Below are 14,845 nucleotides of genomic sequence, written 5' to 3'. Positions count from 1 at the left end.
ATTAACATCATGATTAAAGCCTCAACGATTACCCTCTTAATTGTCATTTTTTTTATTTCCAATAAATCAGTTGCGCAGAATAAGCCTGGATATAAGACTGTAGAATTAGATTCCGTTTTATATGATAGCCTTAGTGGAAAGATTAAATATTTTGTAGATAGAAACCGGAATAATTTTAGTTTCAATGAAGATATTGCCTCTTCTGTTTTTTTATCAAAAGCTTCTTTTATTGCGAATAAGCGATGGATGACTAAAAGTGATTTTTCTGATAGGAAAAGCTTGATTTTAGATGCTAAAATAAGCCCATACATTAATATTTCTCCGTTTAACTGGACCATAGGTTTAAATAAAAAGAAGGGCAGTTACCTCATGTTTGCGCTTTATTTTAATCCTGAATTTGAAGTCCGGATTTTTAATAATGACAAATCGGTTGGAGATAGTTCATTACCTGTGCGTACGGCATCATCCCGGCCCGGAGGTGAGCTATTCATCAGTCATAATAAACTTTACAAAAAAGGCCGAAAGTACAATTTTGGATTTTCTGTTAAAGGATATCACCATTCTAACGGGCAGGATGGAGAAGAGTTTAACAGCACTGATAAGGCTTGGGGTAAAAAAGGATATTTTAATACCTACAACGGTAACTTTAGTGATGATTTTGTAGTCGAATTGAATGGACTCATGTTCCTTAAAAATGCCAGTAATACCATCAACCAGTATATAAAATTTGGTTATGGACAATCATCAGGATTGGCACCTGGAATGAAAAAGTATCATGTTTATGGTACTAATAAGTTTAATTTATTCTATTCTCTCAAAAGTTCGAAGAATTATAAACGCACCATTGTTGATCATGAACAAAAAAAGATATATGATATTACAAGATATAATCCGATAGAAAGCTTTAGAATAGAATTTTTTGCAAGTTTTATCACCAACCAGATGAATATTGGGCCCATTTATAATTTATCCAAAGCAACTTTCCAGGATCGGATAAATTTTCATTCTACTTTGCACTACAGGGTGCGTGGCTTTAGTGCTGCCGGATTGTTTATAGAGGGTGGTTACTATGGACAAGATACATACAATGCCTATTTTCAGCGGTCAGCCTGGTTTGCAAAAGCCGGTCTTAGTTTTGGGTTATTTAACTACCACAAGCGTGCTGATGATCTTAAATAAAGAATTTTTTCATTTAGTTTTTAACCCCTTTTTTTAAATTTTTATAAATTCCTGCGCTTGTTTATTAGTGAAGTTTAGTTTTACCTGTAGCGTAACATTTTAATGTGTTTTCAAATTTTTTTAAAACAAAACCGTGTTTAAGGCGTTACTAAATCGTTTTGCGGAAAACCTAATCATAACTAATTAATCTCATAGCTCTTATTAATTTGGTGAAATTTGGCCGCATTGCGTAACTAATTATAAACTAAACTAGTGAGTGCCAATGAGAAACATTTTACTCAGGACGACAGGATTTCTATGCCTTGTCCTACTTTCATGCCCCCAGTTGTTTGCGAAAATTAAGAGCGAAAAAAAGAATTTTAACCGCTATTATTTTCAGCAGGATACAACTAAAAAACAAGACACAACAAAAAAAGTCCCGGTGGCTAAACCTGCTGATTCGGTAAAGGTACCACCAAACCCGCTGGGTGGCTCACGTCCGGTTACTACCCCGGCACCAGTACCAGCTGCAACAGCACCTGCTACACCGGTAAGCACAGCTCCTGCGGCATCAGCAGGGCAAAAAACAATCACCGGTACCGTTGTAGACGAGCAGAAAATCGGTTTACCTGGCGTCGGAATTAAGATCCAGGGCAAAACAGGTGGTACCGTAACACAGGAGAATGGCAAATTCAGTATCAATGTTGCTGCCGCAACTGATGTGCTCGTATTTAGCTATATCGGTTACCAAACCAAATCCGTTCCGGCTGGTAACGGAGCAACGCCGTTAACCATCAGTTTAGTCCCGTCGCAATCTCAAAAATTAGATGAGGTAGTGGTGGTTGGTTACGGTACGTTAAAAACTAAAGAGGTTACTTCATCCGTTGCACACGTAGATACGGCTCAATTCAGGCAAAGTGGGGCCCGGAATCCACTCGATCTTATTCAGGGTAAAGTTGCAGGATTGAACATTACCAGGGGAAGTTCGAATCCTAACTCCGGCCCAAGTGTACAACTAAGGGGTGTTGTTTCTGTAACCGGAAGTGCAAGTCCGCTTTTCGTTATCGATGGTATTCCAGGTGGTAACCCTGATCTTTTACAGCAAGATGATATCTTATCGGTTGACGTTTTAAAAGACGGTTCTGGAGCAGCAATTTACGGTACCAGTGCCAATGCCGGTGTAATTTTAATTACCACCAAAAAAGGTAAACCTGGTGCGCCTACTTTTAACTACTCGGCCTATGCAAGGAAAGAATTTATCCAAAACCGCCTGGATTTTTTAACAGCGGATGAGTTTAGACAAAAAATTGCTTCAAAACAGATTAATGCAATTGACTATGGTGGCAGTGAAGATCTATACGACCGATTGGTTAACCACGATAACCTGTCACAAAACCATAACCTTTCATTATCCGGAGGATCTGACAAAACAAGTTACCGTGCAAGTATAAACTACAGGGATTTACAAGGTATTGCTTTGGAAAACGGCCGAAAAGAATATACTTTAAGGCTAAATGTAAATCAAAGAGGATTGAATGATAAATTGAATGTTCAGATGAACCTGGCAACCAATTTTAACAATGCCAACCTGCTTGCTAATGGAACCAAAATTGATTTTTTTGACAACGAACTAACAGGAAGCGGTTGGGAAGAAGAAGCAACTAAAAATCCAACCAAGCTGATTTATAACCCCGACGGCTCTTATTATTACGATAACCAGAGTACCAATCAGTTTGCACGTTTATTTCAGGAAACAAGTTACCGTAAACAACAAACCAGTTCGGCAGATATTAAAGCTGATTTAGATATTTTGACAGGTTTAAAAGGAACTGTTTTTGGTTCAGTACAAAGAGACAGTTATATAGACGGTGGCTATGCAAATATTGCCAGCGAAAATTCTGTAGAGAACAGTGATTATCCTAATGGAGGTTATGCTTTTAAAAATAACTTCCTATCTCAGAGTTTTGCCTTCGAGCCAACTTTACAATATACCAAAACCATTGCAGATAAACATTCATTTACTGCATTGGCAGGTTACAGTTATCGGTATTATATCGAAGAAGGTGCAAAAGCGAGTAACCGCGGTTTCTTAAACGATCAGTTTCATGAAGATAATTTAAATGCCGGTCAGGCACTGGCCGATGGTAAAGCAGCGATGGGAAGTTTTAAAAACGACAATACCCTAATTGCTTTCTTTGGCCGTATTAATTATGCATTTGATGGAAAATATCTTGCCCAGTTCATTTTAAGAAGAGAAGGATCATCAAGGTTCGGAGAAAATAACAAGTGGGGAAACTTCCCGGCGGTATCACTAGGGTGGAATGTAAGCCAGGAGAAGTTTATGGAGAATGTAAAATGGGTTAACAATTTAAAATTAAGAGCGGGTTATGGCGTAACGGGTAACTCGGGTTTTCAAAACAATGCCTCAAGGGTTACTTTGAGTACTGGCGGGAAATATTTATATCCTGATGGTGCATACCGCGAAACGTATGGACCCAGCCGAAATGCAAATCCGTTTCTTAAATGGGAAAGCAAACGGGAGTTGAATGTTGGAGCTGACTTTACTTTGTTCAATAACAAGTTAACAGGTGCTTTAGATGTATTTAAACGTACAACCAAAGATTTATTAGATACCTATACTACACCTCAGCCACCTTACGTGCAATCGAGCATTTTTGCCAACGTAGGGCAGATTTCATCAAAAGGTATAGAACTTGCTTTATCATACCAGGCTATTAAAACCAAAGATTTTACTTTTAGTATGGATTTTACAGGAAGTACCATCAAAAATACCCTGGATTCTTACTCTAACGATATTTATGCCGTTAAATATAAAACCTTTGGTGGCATTGGTGGAGCCGGAGATCTTGGTGATGCCATTACCACTTACGAAGGGGAAGATGTTGGTATTTTCTATGGTAAACGTTTTGCAGGTTTTGATGCAGACGGAAAATGGTTGTTCTACAACAGAAACGGACAGGCTGTGCGTAATGATCAGATCAATTATTCAAAAGATAAAAACTTAACAGATCTTGCTCCAATTGGAAACGCCATTCCAAAATATTATGCCTCATACACCGCAAACTTTACCTATAAGAATTTCGATTTCAGGGTATTCTTACGTGGTAAATTCGATTATCAAATCTTAAATACCACTGCATTGTCTTATGGTAACCCGTCTATTTCAGGGATTAACTATTTAAAAGAAGCATTCGGAAAGTATAGCCAGATTAACGACACCTATATGTATTCTGATTACTACCTGGAAAATGGAACCAATGTTAAAATTGATGAAGTAACGATAGGTTACAATTTCAAACTTAAAACCAAGATGGTTCGTAACATCCGTGTGTATGCAACCGGCCAGAATTTGGCTACAATAACCGGATATTCAGGTAACGACCCTGATTTTATTCAGGATACAGGTTTAGGTCCAGGTATTGATAACCGTGGTGCTTACCCAAGTACCAGATCTTTCTTATTTGGTGTTAATGTGGGCTTTTAATGATATAAAAATGAAAAATAAAACAATATTACATACAGCATTAATTTTATTGGTTGGTATAGTTAGTGCCTGTAACAAGTTAGATGAGAATGCATACGATCAGATTCCTTCTGACAAATTTTACACCAATAAAAACGAAGTATTATCGGCTGTTTTGCGCCCTTATACGCACGCAAATGCTTGGGTAACGCCATCGGGCCAGGATGGCTGGTGGAGGCCTGCAGAATTATCAGCAGATCAGCTTGCCTGGCCAACAAAAGGGCCACATGGTGAAGATAGTGGAAAATGGAAGCGGTTGCATTATCATAGCTGGACAGTAGACGAAGCAGGATTAAATAATGCATGGTCGCTGATTTATGGCGGTATCGGATATTGCAACGATCCTATTGCAAATATTAGCAAACGCGATATTTCTACCATGGGAATTACCCAAAAGGAAAAGGATGAATTTATTTCAGAATTGAAATTATTACGTGCTTTTCATTACCTGAAACTGATGGATTTATTTGGCGGAGTGCCTATTGTAACTGAACCTGCAGATCCTGCAAATCCGGTTTATCCAGGTACCTCAAGCCGAAAAGAAGTATTTGATTTTGTGGAGAAAGAAATTAAAGACAATATTAATAACGTGCCGAAATTATCAAGGGCAATGTTAGGCAGAATGAGTCAGGCGAGTGGCTACGCCATGCTTGTAGAACTTTATTTAAATGCCGAAGTATGGTCTGGTACAGCCCGTTGGGATGATTGTATTGCCGCTGCTGATAAATTGATCAACAATGAAGCAGGTGGGCAAAACGGAACCATGCAATTGGATACCACAATAACCGACCAGTTTAAAAACACAAACGATTTATCTAAAGAGGTTATATTTTCCATTGCTTATGATTACACAAGGGCCAAGTTCGAACCATCCTGGACCGGCGAATTTTATCATTTTGCCCAAAAAGAAATTTATGGTGGCGGTAGAAACGGTAATGATGGTATTGTACTTATTCCTGGAGTTTATGATACTTATGAAGTTGATGACCGACGTAAAACAGAATGGCTGTTAATTGGTCCTCAATACAAATTTGCCGATACCAATCTTAAAACAAAAGCAGTATTGGGCACAGTAGAATACCAGGGTTTGCCATTGGTTTTTGTAGATAATATCCGGAAAAATAAATCAGGATCTACTGTTTCCAACATGAGTGAAGGAGAAGAAAACAGTGGTGTTCGTTTCAATAAATATAAACTCGGTAATTCAGTTCCTGGTTTTGTGATTAACGGCAAAGATACAACTGCTGTTCAGCCTGACCCTAATTATAACAATACAGACTGGAATGTTTACCGTTTAACGTGGATTTACTTTGCCAAAGCAGAAGCACTTATGCGTAAAAGCGGAGGTGTAGCTACGGCAGAAGCGGTAGCCTTGATTAATACCACAAAAAAACGGGCTTATGCACCGGCCATACGCGATGCTAAAGCTTATACAACTGCTACTTTAACTTTAGATGAACTTTTGAAAGAACGCGGCAGAGAGTTTATTTTCGAAGGTTTCAGAAGAGATGATTTAATCCGTTTCGGGAAATTTACAACCGGAACCTGGTGGGACCACACAGCCTCGTCAGCAACCAAAGCATTATACCCGATTCCTCAGCGGCAACGGGACCTTAATCCTAAGTTGACCCAAAACCCTGGTTATTAATTTCAATGTAAAAGGCGCTTTAAACAGCGCCTTTTGTTGTTTAAAGCCTGATCATTCAGGTTGTGCCAACCATTAATAACTGTTTCTAAAACGATTAATATAAAAAATGTTAAATTGCGCTTTTAAAATTGGTAAAAAATTAAAAGCTGCAATTTTTATTTAGCTTTGAATTGATTAACACAAAAGAAATCCAACCAAATGAAATCGCTTTCTATCAAAGATATAGCCGTAAAAGCCAATGTATCCATTACCACAGTTTCATTCATTATTAACGGTAAAGCAAAAGAGAAATCGATAAGCGAAGCAGTTATAGAGAAAGTAGAAAAAATTATCGAAGAAAGTGGTTATAAACCCAATCAGATTGCAAGAAGTTTAAGAACCGGTAACTCCAATATTATCGGCCTGATTATCGAAGATATTTCCAATTCATTCTTTTCCAGGATTGCCAGGCTAATCGAAGATAAAGCTTATAAAAGAGGATATAAAATTATTTATTCCAGTACAGAAAACAGTGTTGACAAAGCGAAAGAACTGATCAACATGTTTAAATCGCGAAAAGTTGATGCCTATATCATCTCTCCAATAAAAGGAATAGAAGAAGATGTTAAAATGCTGTTGGAAGATGGCAATCCGGTAATCTTTTTTGATAGGAACCTGACTGATATCAATACCAGTTATGTAGGAGCCGATCATTTTAATGCCTCATACCAGTCAATACAGCATTTTATCGATCAAGGTAAAAAGAACATCGCCCTTGTTACTACTGATATTAACGTGGAGCAGATCGTAGAACGTTATGATGGTTATAAAAAAGCATTAGAAGATCACGGAATCAAGTATGACGAAAACCTCGTATTAAAGATCCATTTTAACCAGGAAGAAAGCGAAACGATTACTCAGATTAAAGAACTTTTCGATAATAAAAAAATTGATGCAGTATTATTTGCAACCAACTATTTGGCAATTAGTGGCTTAAAAGTATTGAAAAAGATCAATAAGACAATTGGCGACGACTTTGCTGTTATTGCATACGATGACCATGAAGCTTTCGAACTGCACACACCTGGTATTTCAGCAATTCAACAACCACTTGAAGAAATTGCAGAGAATGTGATTAAGCTAATTCTTAAACAATTGTCGACCAAAGCAAAACCCGATAACCAGGAGATCATTATTCCGGCTAAACTAATTATCAGGGATTAAACTCAGTAGCTTAAATGTTACATTAAGCTATTTTAATATGACTTTTATTTCTCTAATATTGAATTAGTAAAACGTTTTACTTTATTTCTTACTGAATAGTATCAATCCAGCAGTCAGTTAATATTTTTTATTTCCAGAATGAGAAATTGTCTGAAAGAATTTGGTAAAACGATTTATTAATGAAACCAAATATCTAATTATGAGAAAACTTTCCTTAGTCGTATTTTGCCTTTTTTTTAATTTAATTTCAAAAGCTCAAGATAAGGCACCCGCTTATCCATTAATTACGCACGATGCCTATTTTAGCATCTGGTCTTTCGGCGATGGGCTTAACCAATCGGTTACCAAACATTGGACGGGGAAGGAACAATCTTTATTAGGTGTAATAAAGGTTGATGGTAAATATTACCGGTTTCTAGGCGAAAGAAGTAAAACTTTTAAAGATATACTTCCGGCGGCTGATGCATTAACATATCAGGCCAGTTATAGCTTCGATAAACCTGAAGCAGGTTGGGAAAGCAGTACATACAATGATCATGACTGGAAAAAAGCCGAAGCCCCTTTTGGAGACGATAATTCTGCCAAAACAAAATGGAATAGTGATGATCTTTACTTCAGAAGAACCTTCGATGTAGCCAAAGTATCGGCCGCAAAAAAATACCTTAAACTCAATCACGATGATAACGTAATTGTTTATTTAAATGGGAAAGTAATTTACAAAAAGAACGGATGGGTTTCTGATTATAGCTATTTGCCAATTGAAGATGGTATTTTAAAAACAGGAAAAAATGTATTGGCTATCCATTGCAAAAATACGGCTGGTGGCAGGCACCTGGATGCCGGGATAGTTGAAGAAGAGGCTGATCATTTAAATATTGCTCCAGCCACTCAAACCAATGCATCCATTCAGGCAACTACAACCAAATACACTTTTAGCTGTGGTCCGGTAGAATTACAGGTAGCTTTTACCTCTCCATTATTACTGAATGATATTAAATTAACCGCAAGGCCAATCAGTTATATTAATTATTCCGTAAAATCTACTGATGCCAGGCAGCACAGCGTAGATATTTTCTTTGGGGCATCATCAAACCTGGCTGTAAATACACCAAACCAAAGCGTATCGGCGTGGAAGAGTTCTAAAAACAAGCTCTCTATCTTAAAAACAGGAACCGTAGAGCAGCCGGTATTAAATAAAAGGGGAGATGACCTGCGCATTGATTGGGGTTATTTGTACATGGCCGTTCCAGCCAGGTTTAATGCTACTCAATTTATTGCTGCACAGAACGAGAGCTTAAAAAGTTTCGTCGATTCCAAATATCCAGAACAAGCACAGGTTTTAAATTCTAAAACGTTAAATTTAAGTAGTGTTATTCCTTTCGGTTCGGTTTCTTCAAAACCCATAGAAAAATATATGATGTTGGGTTATGACGACCTGAAATCGGTTGAGTATTTTGGCGAAAAGCTGAAGCCAGTTTGGAGACTTTCGGGCAATCAACAATTTGAAGATCAATTGGCGGAAGCCGATGCCCAATACCCTTCGTTAAAAACCAAGTGCGCCACTTTTGATGCGAAATTATACGCCGACGCAGAAAAGGCTGGTGGCAAAGCGTATGCAGATCTATGTAAATTAGCTTACAGACAGGCTATTGCAGCACACAAAATTGCATATGCACCAAATGGCGATATCCTTTTTTTATCCAAAGAAAATTTCAGTAATGGCTCTATCAATACGGTTGATGTAACTTATCCATCAGCACCACAATTTTTGGTGTACAACCCCGAATTGTTAAAAGGAATGCTGAATGGTATTTTCTATTATTCTGAAAGTGGAAAATGGAAGAAACCATTTGCTGCACACGATTTAGGCACTTATCCTTTAGCCAACGGCCAAACCTATGGTGAAGATATGCCGGTAGAAGAGGCAGGGAACATGATCATTTTAACTGCTGCCATTACCAGGGCCGAGGGCTATACAAAATATGCCGAAAAGCACTGGGAGGTACTGTCTGTATGGGCAAACTATCTGCTGAGAGAAGGTTTCGATCCGGCCAATCAATTATGTACCGACGATTTTGCAGGTCATTTGGCCAGAAATTCGAATTTATCGGTTAAAGCCATTGTCGCTTTAGGCGCTTATGCACAAATGGCGCAATTATCTGGTAAAACGGATGTAGCTAATAAATACAGAACAGCTGCCTTACAAATGGCACAGAACTGGATAAAAATGGCCGATGATGGCGATCATTATGCTTTAACCTTTAATGATAAAAATACCTGGAGCCAGAAATATAACCTCGTTTGGAACAAACTGTTAAAACTAGATCTCTTTCCTAAAGAAGTGTACAAAAAGGAGATTAACTTTTATCTAACCAAACAAAAAGAGTACGGACTACCATTGGATAGCCGCAAGACTTACACTAAATCGGATTGGATTATGTGGACTGCGACTTTGGCTGATAACGAAGCCGATTTCCAAAAATTTATAAGTCCGATATACCGTTATGCTACCGAAACCGAAAGCAAGGTGCCATTGAGCGATTGGCATGAAACCACCAATGGTAAAATGACCGGCTTCCAGGCGAGGAGTGTTGTTGGCGGTTACTTCATCAAAATGCTGGCCGACAAATGGAATATTAAATAATAACATTAATCAGCTTTGCCTGCAACCACTTACTTGAGCAGGTAAAAGCTGATTTTGAATATACAGTTGATTTACATCGACTGAAAAGAACCAACAAACACACAATGAAACTTAAATTAATTGCATCCATTTTATGCTGCCTGGTTGCCAAAGGGTTATTGGCGCAGCAGAAAGATTGGGTTCACTATGTGAACACGCTGCAGGGCACCAACTCTAAACATGAACTCACCAGAGGAAATACTTATCCAACAACGGCACTACCATTTGGCATGCACACCTGGACTCCACAAACGGGTAGAAATGGCGATGGTTGGAAATATCAATATTTTAAAGATAAAATAAGAGGCTTTCAGCAAGCGCATCAATGCAGTTCGTGGACGAGAGATTATGCCGTGTTTTCTTTAATGCCTGTGGTTGATGAACTGATTGTAAGTGAAGACAAACGCGAAACCAAATTCAGTCATCAGAACGAGATTGCTAAACCAAATTATTATAAGGTAACATTTGAAAATAATATCACGACCGAGATTTCGCCATCAGAACGTGGTGCACACCTCAGGTTCAGCTATCCAAAAGGCAAAAGAAGCTTTTTAATTTTAGACGGATACAACAGATTAAGTGATGTACAAATCTATCCTAAAGAGAATAAAATAACGGGCTGGGTAAACAATGGCGAAGGTTTTAAAAGAGGTTGGAAAAGTTATTTTGTAATTCAGTTCGATCAGCCGATTAAATCTTACGGCACCTGGGAGAACAAACGTAATACCATAGCAAAAGATTCGATTTCAGCTGAAGGATTGGGTAAAGGCGCATTTGTACAGTTCGAATCGGGTACAAAGGTGCAGGTAAAAACTGCTTCATCTTACATCAGTTTGCAACAAGCCGAACTTAATTTAAAAAGAGAGCTAGGCAATGATAAGACTTTAGAAGATACCAAAGCCAATGCTGCTGCGGTATGGAATAAATCGCTGGGTAAGATCGAAGTAGAAGGCGGATCGAAAGCAGATATGGAAACTTTTTATTCCTGCTTTTTTAGGGCAAGTTTATTCTCCAGAAAGTTTTATGAAATAAACGAAGCCGGAAAACCATATTATTTTAGTCCTTATGATGGTAAAGTGCACGATGGCTATATGTTTACCGATACTGGTTTTTGGGATACCTTCCGGGCGCAGTTTCCACTAAATACATTGATCCAGCCAGAAATGCATGGCCGTTACATGCAAGCCATGCTCGATGCCTACAAACAATGCGGTTGGTTGCCCTCATGGTCTTTCCCCAGCGAGGCAGGAAGTATGATTGGTAACCATGCCATTTCTTTATTAGCCGATGCCTGGGCAAAAGGAATCAGGACATTCGATCCGAAAAAGGCTTTAGATGCCTATTACCACGAAGCGATGAACAAAGGGCCCTGGGGGCCGGCAAATGGCAGGGATGGGGTAACCGAGTATAACCAGTTAGGTTATGTTCCTTATCCAAAATATAGAGAAGCTACCGCAAAAACATTAGAATATGCTTACGATGACTATTGCGCTTACAATTTAGCCAAAATGATTGGCGATAAACATTACATGGAAGTTTTTGAGAAGCCGATGTTCAATTATAAAAATGTTTATGATCCGGCTACCCGTTTTATGAGGGGAAGGAATGCGGAAGGCAAGTGGTCGCCAAATTTCGATCCAACCGAATGGGGAGGTCCATTTACCGAAGGAAATGCGTGGCATTGGCAATGGTCGGTTTTTCAGGATACCAAAGGTTTAATTAATTTGATGGGCGGAAACAACAATTTTATCTCAAAACTAGATTCTGTTTTCAGCGAACCTAATAAAGTGAATGTGGGTTCGTACGGCGGGATGATTCATGAAATGACCGAGATGGTAATGGCCAACATGGGGCAATATGCACATGGCAATCAGCCTATCCAACATATGGTTTATTTATATAATTATGCCAACCAACCATGGAAAGCACAATTTTATGCCCGTGAGGTGATGCATAAATTGTATGATGCCACAGAAAATGGTTATCCGGGAGACGAAGACCAGGGGCAAACCTCTTCGTGGTATGTATTAAGTGCTCTGGGATTTTACAGCGTAACTCCAGGTACTGGTGAATATGTTTTAGGGAGCCCGATGTTTAAAAAAACAACCATCAACCTGGAAAATGGCAAAAAATTCGTCATCGAAGCACCTGCAAATGATGTTGCCCATGTTTATATAAAATCGGCAAGCTTAAATGGGAAAAATTATACTAAAAATTTTATAAACCATAGCGATTTGTTAAAAGGAGGGGTGTTAAAATTGGAGATGAATGTTAAACCTTCGTTAAATAGAGGGATATTGGAAGAAGATAAGCCATTTTCGCTCAGTAAATAGATATTGAATTACTACTTTTGGCGGATTAGTTCAGATTAATAAAGAATAGATAACAGAAATATATATAGAATGGAAAAGCCTGTTGCATTAGGTGTAGATATTGGCGGCTCGCATATTACGGCCGCATTGGTGGATTTGGAAACAAGAACTTTAGTGAAGGATTCCATCAAGCGTAGCCCTGTGGATTCGCAGGAGAGTAAAGAAGTGATTTTATCAGCATGGTGCGATATCATCAATAAGGCTTTTAAAAATATTAAAAACGGCAATAGGAATGTGGGAATAGCCATGCCGGGCCCCTTTAATTATAGTGAAGGCATTTCATTAATTAAAGATCAGGATAAGTTTAAATCACTTTACCAGATCAATGTAAAAGAAGAATTATCTGAAAGACTGGATATCCCTGCCGAGCATATTCACTTTATAAACGATGCGGCAGGTTTTTTACAAGGAGAGGTTTTTGCCGGCGCCGCGAAAGGAAATGTGAGTGTGTTAGGCTTAACGCTTGGTACTGGACTAGGCTCATCGCTTTGTCTCAATGATAAAGCTTTTGATGCTGACCTCTGGAATTCCGAATTTTTAGATGGAATTGCAGAAGATTACCTTTCTACACGCTGGTTCGTAAAACGTTTTAATCAACTTAGCGGCAAAACGGTAAATGGAGTGAAAGAACTGGTTGAAATAGTAGAAACCAATCATTTTGCAACAATGGTTTTTATGGAATTTGGTTATAACCTGGCACAGTTCCTGATCCCCATTATCAAGAAGCACAAAATAGATACTGTAATAGTTGGTGGTAATATTGCGCAATCCTTTAATGCATTTGCCCCCGAATTAATTGCAACATTAAAAGGCAACGGAATAGACACTGATATTAAGATTTCAGAATTAAAAGAACATGCAGCATTGATTGGTGCTGCAAGTTGCTGCGATTTGAGCTTAACTTAACCTATTCTGCCTGAATATCCCAAAGTACTTTAAAATTATTCTAATATAACCGCAGAATTGCAATTTTCATAATGTAATTCTGCGACATATCTCCGCTTTTTCTTTTTTCCTAAAAAAACAGTGCTTTTCACAAGTTTTTTTTATTGTAATACGATCTGTTTATGCTAATGTTTACGATTTCAGGAAGTTAACTTTGATAAAAAAATAAAATAATTTTTGATTTATTAATAATATGCTTATTATTGTTTAATAAAACGTTTTAGTCTTCTATTCATTAAGCATTTTTTTGTTACATGAAGTGTTGATCACAAGATCAAGACTTTTTTTTATCAAACAATGCTAAAACGTTTTATCTTTTCTTTAAACTAATTAACTATTCACATAAAAATAAAAGGAGAATCTCAATGAAGTAAAATTTACATTTTAACAAATCTCTTCCGTCTCCAACGGAAACCAAACCAAACTAAAACCCATTTATGAACAAAAAAATACCCGACCAGAATTGGCCATGTCTTTGGCAATACCAATGTTTTTTCTCGACTTAAGAAGCCGACGCACAAGGCAGGTGTATGAGCTTCGGTATAATCTACCCCCCCTGAATCAATTTATACTCCTGATCATTCATTGATCTACGATTAACTATTGCACATTTTAATAACCACCAAACTATAAATTAATCAATTATGAATCTTTTAAAAATTACCAGGAGCACTTTCGGACTCTGTGTTGCCCTGGTTTTACTTTTTGGATGCGGTAAAGAAGAATACCCTGCGGTAGATCTTTTCACCTGGAAAGCCAAAGTTGATGTAACGGCAAAAGCCGCACTTTCTGTTAACATTGAGAGTTCTGGAGGATCAGCAGGTGCAGAAGGATCTGCAAAGGTAGTTGATAACGATCCAGCCACTAAATTCCTGATCAACCCTTACCAAAACAACTTTTATTTGCAGTTATCTTTTCCTGCTCCTCAACAGGTTGCGTCTTACACCTTAACATCAGGTAATGATGCTCCGGGCAGAGATCCGAAAAACTGGAAATTAAGCGGTTCTTTGGATGGCTCCAATTGGGTAGATCTGGATACCAGAAATGACGAAACATTTTCAGGTCGTAACATGATGAAAACCTATAGCTTCAAAAACAAAGTTTTGTATAAGCATTATAGGTTGAGCATTACAGCAATTGGTAGCAGTTCATTATTCCAGTTGTCAGAATGGCGTGTAATCGAAGTGCCAGAGGAGCAACAGTAGCTTTCAATCCAACTTCTGTAAATAAGATACACAAAGATTTATTCAGCCGGTTCAAGCGGTTAGGCAATAAATCTATTTCAACTGATC

General features: G+C 38.1%; 8 protein-coding genes. All 8 read left to right on the top strand.

The genetic code is table 11. The features are described from left to right. Window positions 1-9 precede the first annotated feature (9 nt). Window positions 10-1,179: a hypothetical protein gene (locus KYH19_RS15720; protein ID WP_219075809.1), complete on the top strand. Its 1,170-nt coding sequence runs from the start codon at window positions 10-12 to the stop codon at window positions 1,177-1,179. A 262-nt stretch (window positions 1,180-1,441) separates the two neighbouring features. Continuing rightward, complete coding sequence (locus KYH19_RS15715; RefSeq protein WP_219075808.1) at window positions 1,442-4,663, top strand: SusC/RagA family TonB-linked outer membrane protein; 3,222 nt, start codon at window positions 1,442-1,444, stop codon at window positions 4,661-4,663. 10 nt (window positions 4,664-4,673) lie between these two features. Next, window positions 4,674-6,350 (top strand): RagB/SusD family nutrient uptake outer membrane protein, encoded by a 1,677-nt coding sequence (locus tag KYH19_RS15710; RefSeq protein WP_255562440.1) that lies wholly within the window; start codon window positions 4,674-4,676, stop codon window positions 6,348-6,350. A gap of 198 nt (window positions 6,351-6,548) precedes the next feature. Then, window positions 6,549-7,553 (top strand): LacI family DNA-binding transcriptional regulator, encoded by a 1,005-nt coding sequence (locus tag KYH19_RS15705; RefSeq protein ID WP_219075806.1) that lies wholly within the window; start codon window positions 6,549-6,551, stop codon window positions 7,551-7,553. A gap of 199 nt (window positions 7,554-7,752) precedes the next feature. After that, window positions 7,753-10,197, top strand: a complete 2,445-nt coding sequence (locus KYH19_RS15700) for a glutaminase family protein (protein ID WP_219075805.1) — start codon at window positions 7,753-7,755, stop codon at window positions 10,195-10,197. A gap of 104 nt (window positions 10,198-10,301) precedes the next feature. Next, window positions 10,302-12,569, top strand: coding sequence for a GH92 family glycosyl hydrolase (locus KYH19_RS15695; protein ID WP_219075804.1), 2,268 nt, complete (start codon window positions 10,302-10,304; stop codon window positions 12,567-12,569). 69 nt (window positions 12,570-12,638) lie between these two features. Beyond that, window positions 12,639-13,514, top strand: coding sequence for an ROK family protein (locus KYH19_RS15690; RefSeq protein ID WP_219075803.1), 876 nt, complete (start codon window positions 12,639-12,641; stop codon window positions 13,512-13,514). Window positions 13,515-14,197: 683 nt separating this feature from the next. Further along, on the top strand, window positions 14,198-14,758 hold the full coding sequence (locus tag KYH19_RS15685; RefSeq protein ID WP_219075802.1) for a discoidin domain-containing protein: 561 nt from the start codon (window positions 14,198-14,200) through the stop codon (window positions 14,756-14,758). The last annotated feature ends 87 nt before the right edge of the window (window positions 14,759-14,845 follow it).

It is taken from the genome of Pedobacter sp. D749 (assembly GCF_019317285.1).
Classification (GTDB): Bacteria; Bacteroidota; Bacteroidia; order Sphingobacteriales; family Sphingobacteriaceae; genus Pedobacter.
This window is presented reverse-complemented; position numbering and strand designations above follow the sequence as displayed.

Bases quoted from the DNA above. Each gene is read 5' to 3' on its own strand.
- KYH19_RS15720 (WP_219075809.1), top strand. From the start codon at position 10: ATGATTAAAGCCTCAACGATTACCCTCTTAATTGTCATTTTTTTTATT.
- KYH19_RS15715 (WP_219075808.1), top strand. From the start codon at position 1,442: ATGAGAAACATTTTACTCAGGACGACAGGATTTCTATGCCTTGTCCTA.
- KYH19_RS15710 (WP_255562440.1), top strand. From the start codon at position 4,674: ATGAAAAATAAAACAATATTACATACAGCATTAATTTTATTGGTTGGT.
- KYH19_RS15705 (WP_219075806.1), top strand. From the start codon at position 6,549: ATGAAATCGCTTTCTATCAAAGATATAGCCGTAAAAGCCAATGTATCC.
- KYH19_RS15700 (WP_219075805.1), top strand. From the start codon at position 7,753: ATGAGAAAACTTTCCTTAGTCGTATTTTGCCTTTTTTTTAATTTAATT.
- KYH19_RS15695 (WP_219075804.1), top strand. From the start codon at position 10,302: ATGAAACTTAAATTAATTGCATCCATTTTATGCTGCCTGGTTGCCAAA.
- KYH19_RS15690 (WP_219075803.1), top strand. From the start codon at position 12,639: ATGGAAAAGCCTGTTGCATTAGGTGTAGATATTGGCGGCTCGCATATT.
- KYH19_RS15685 (WP_219075802.1), top strand. From the start codon at position 14,198: ATGAATCTTTTAAAAATTACCAGGAGCACTTTCGGACTCTGTGTTGCC.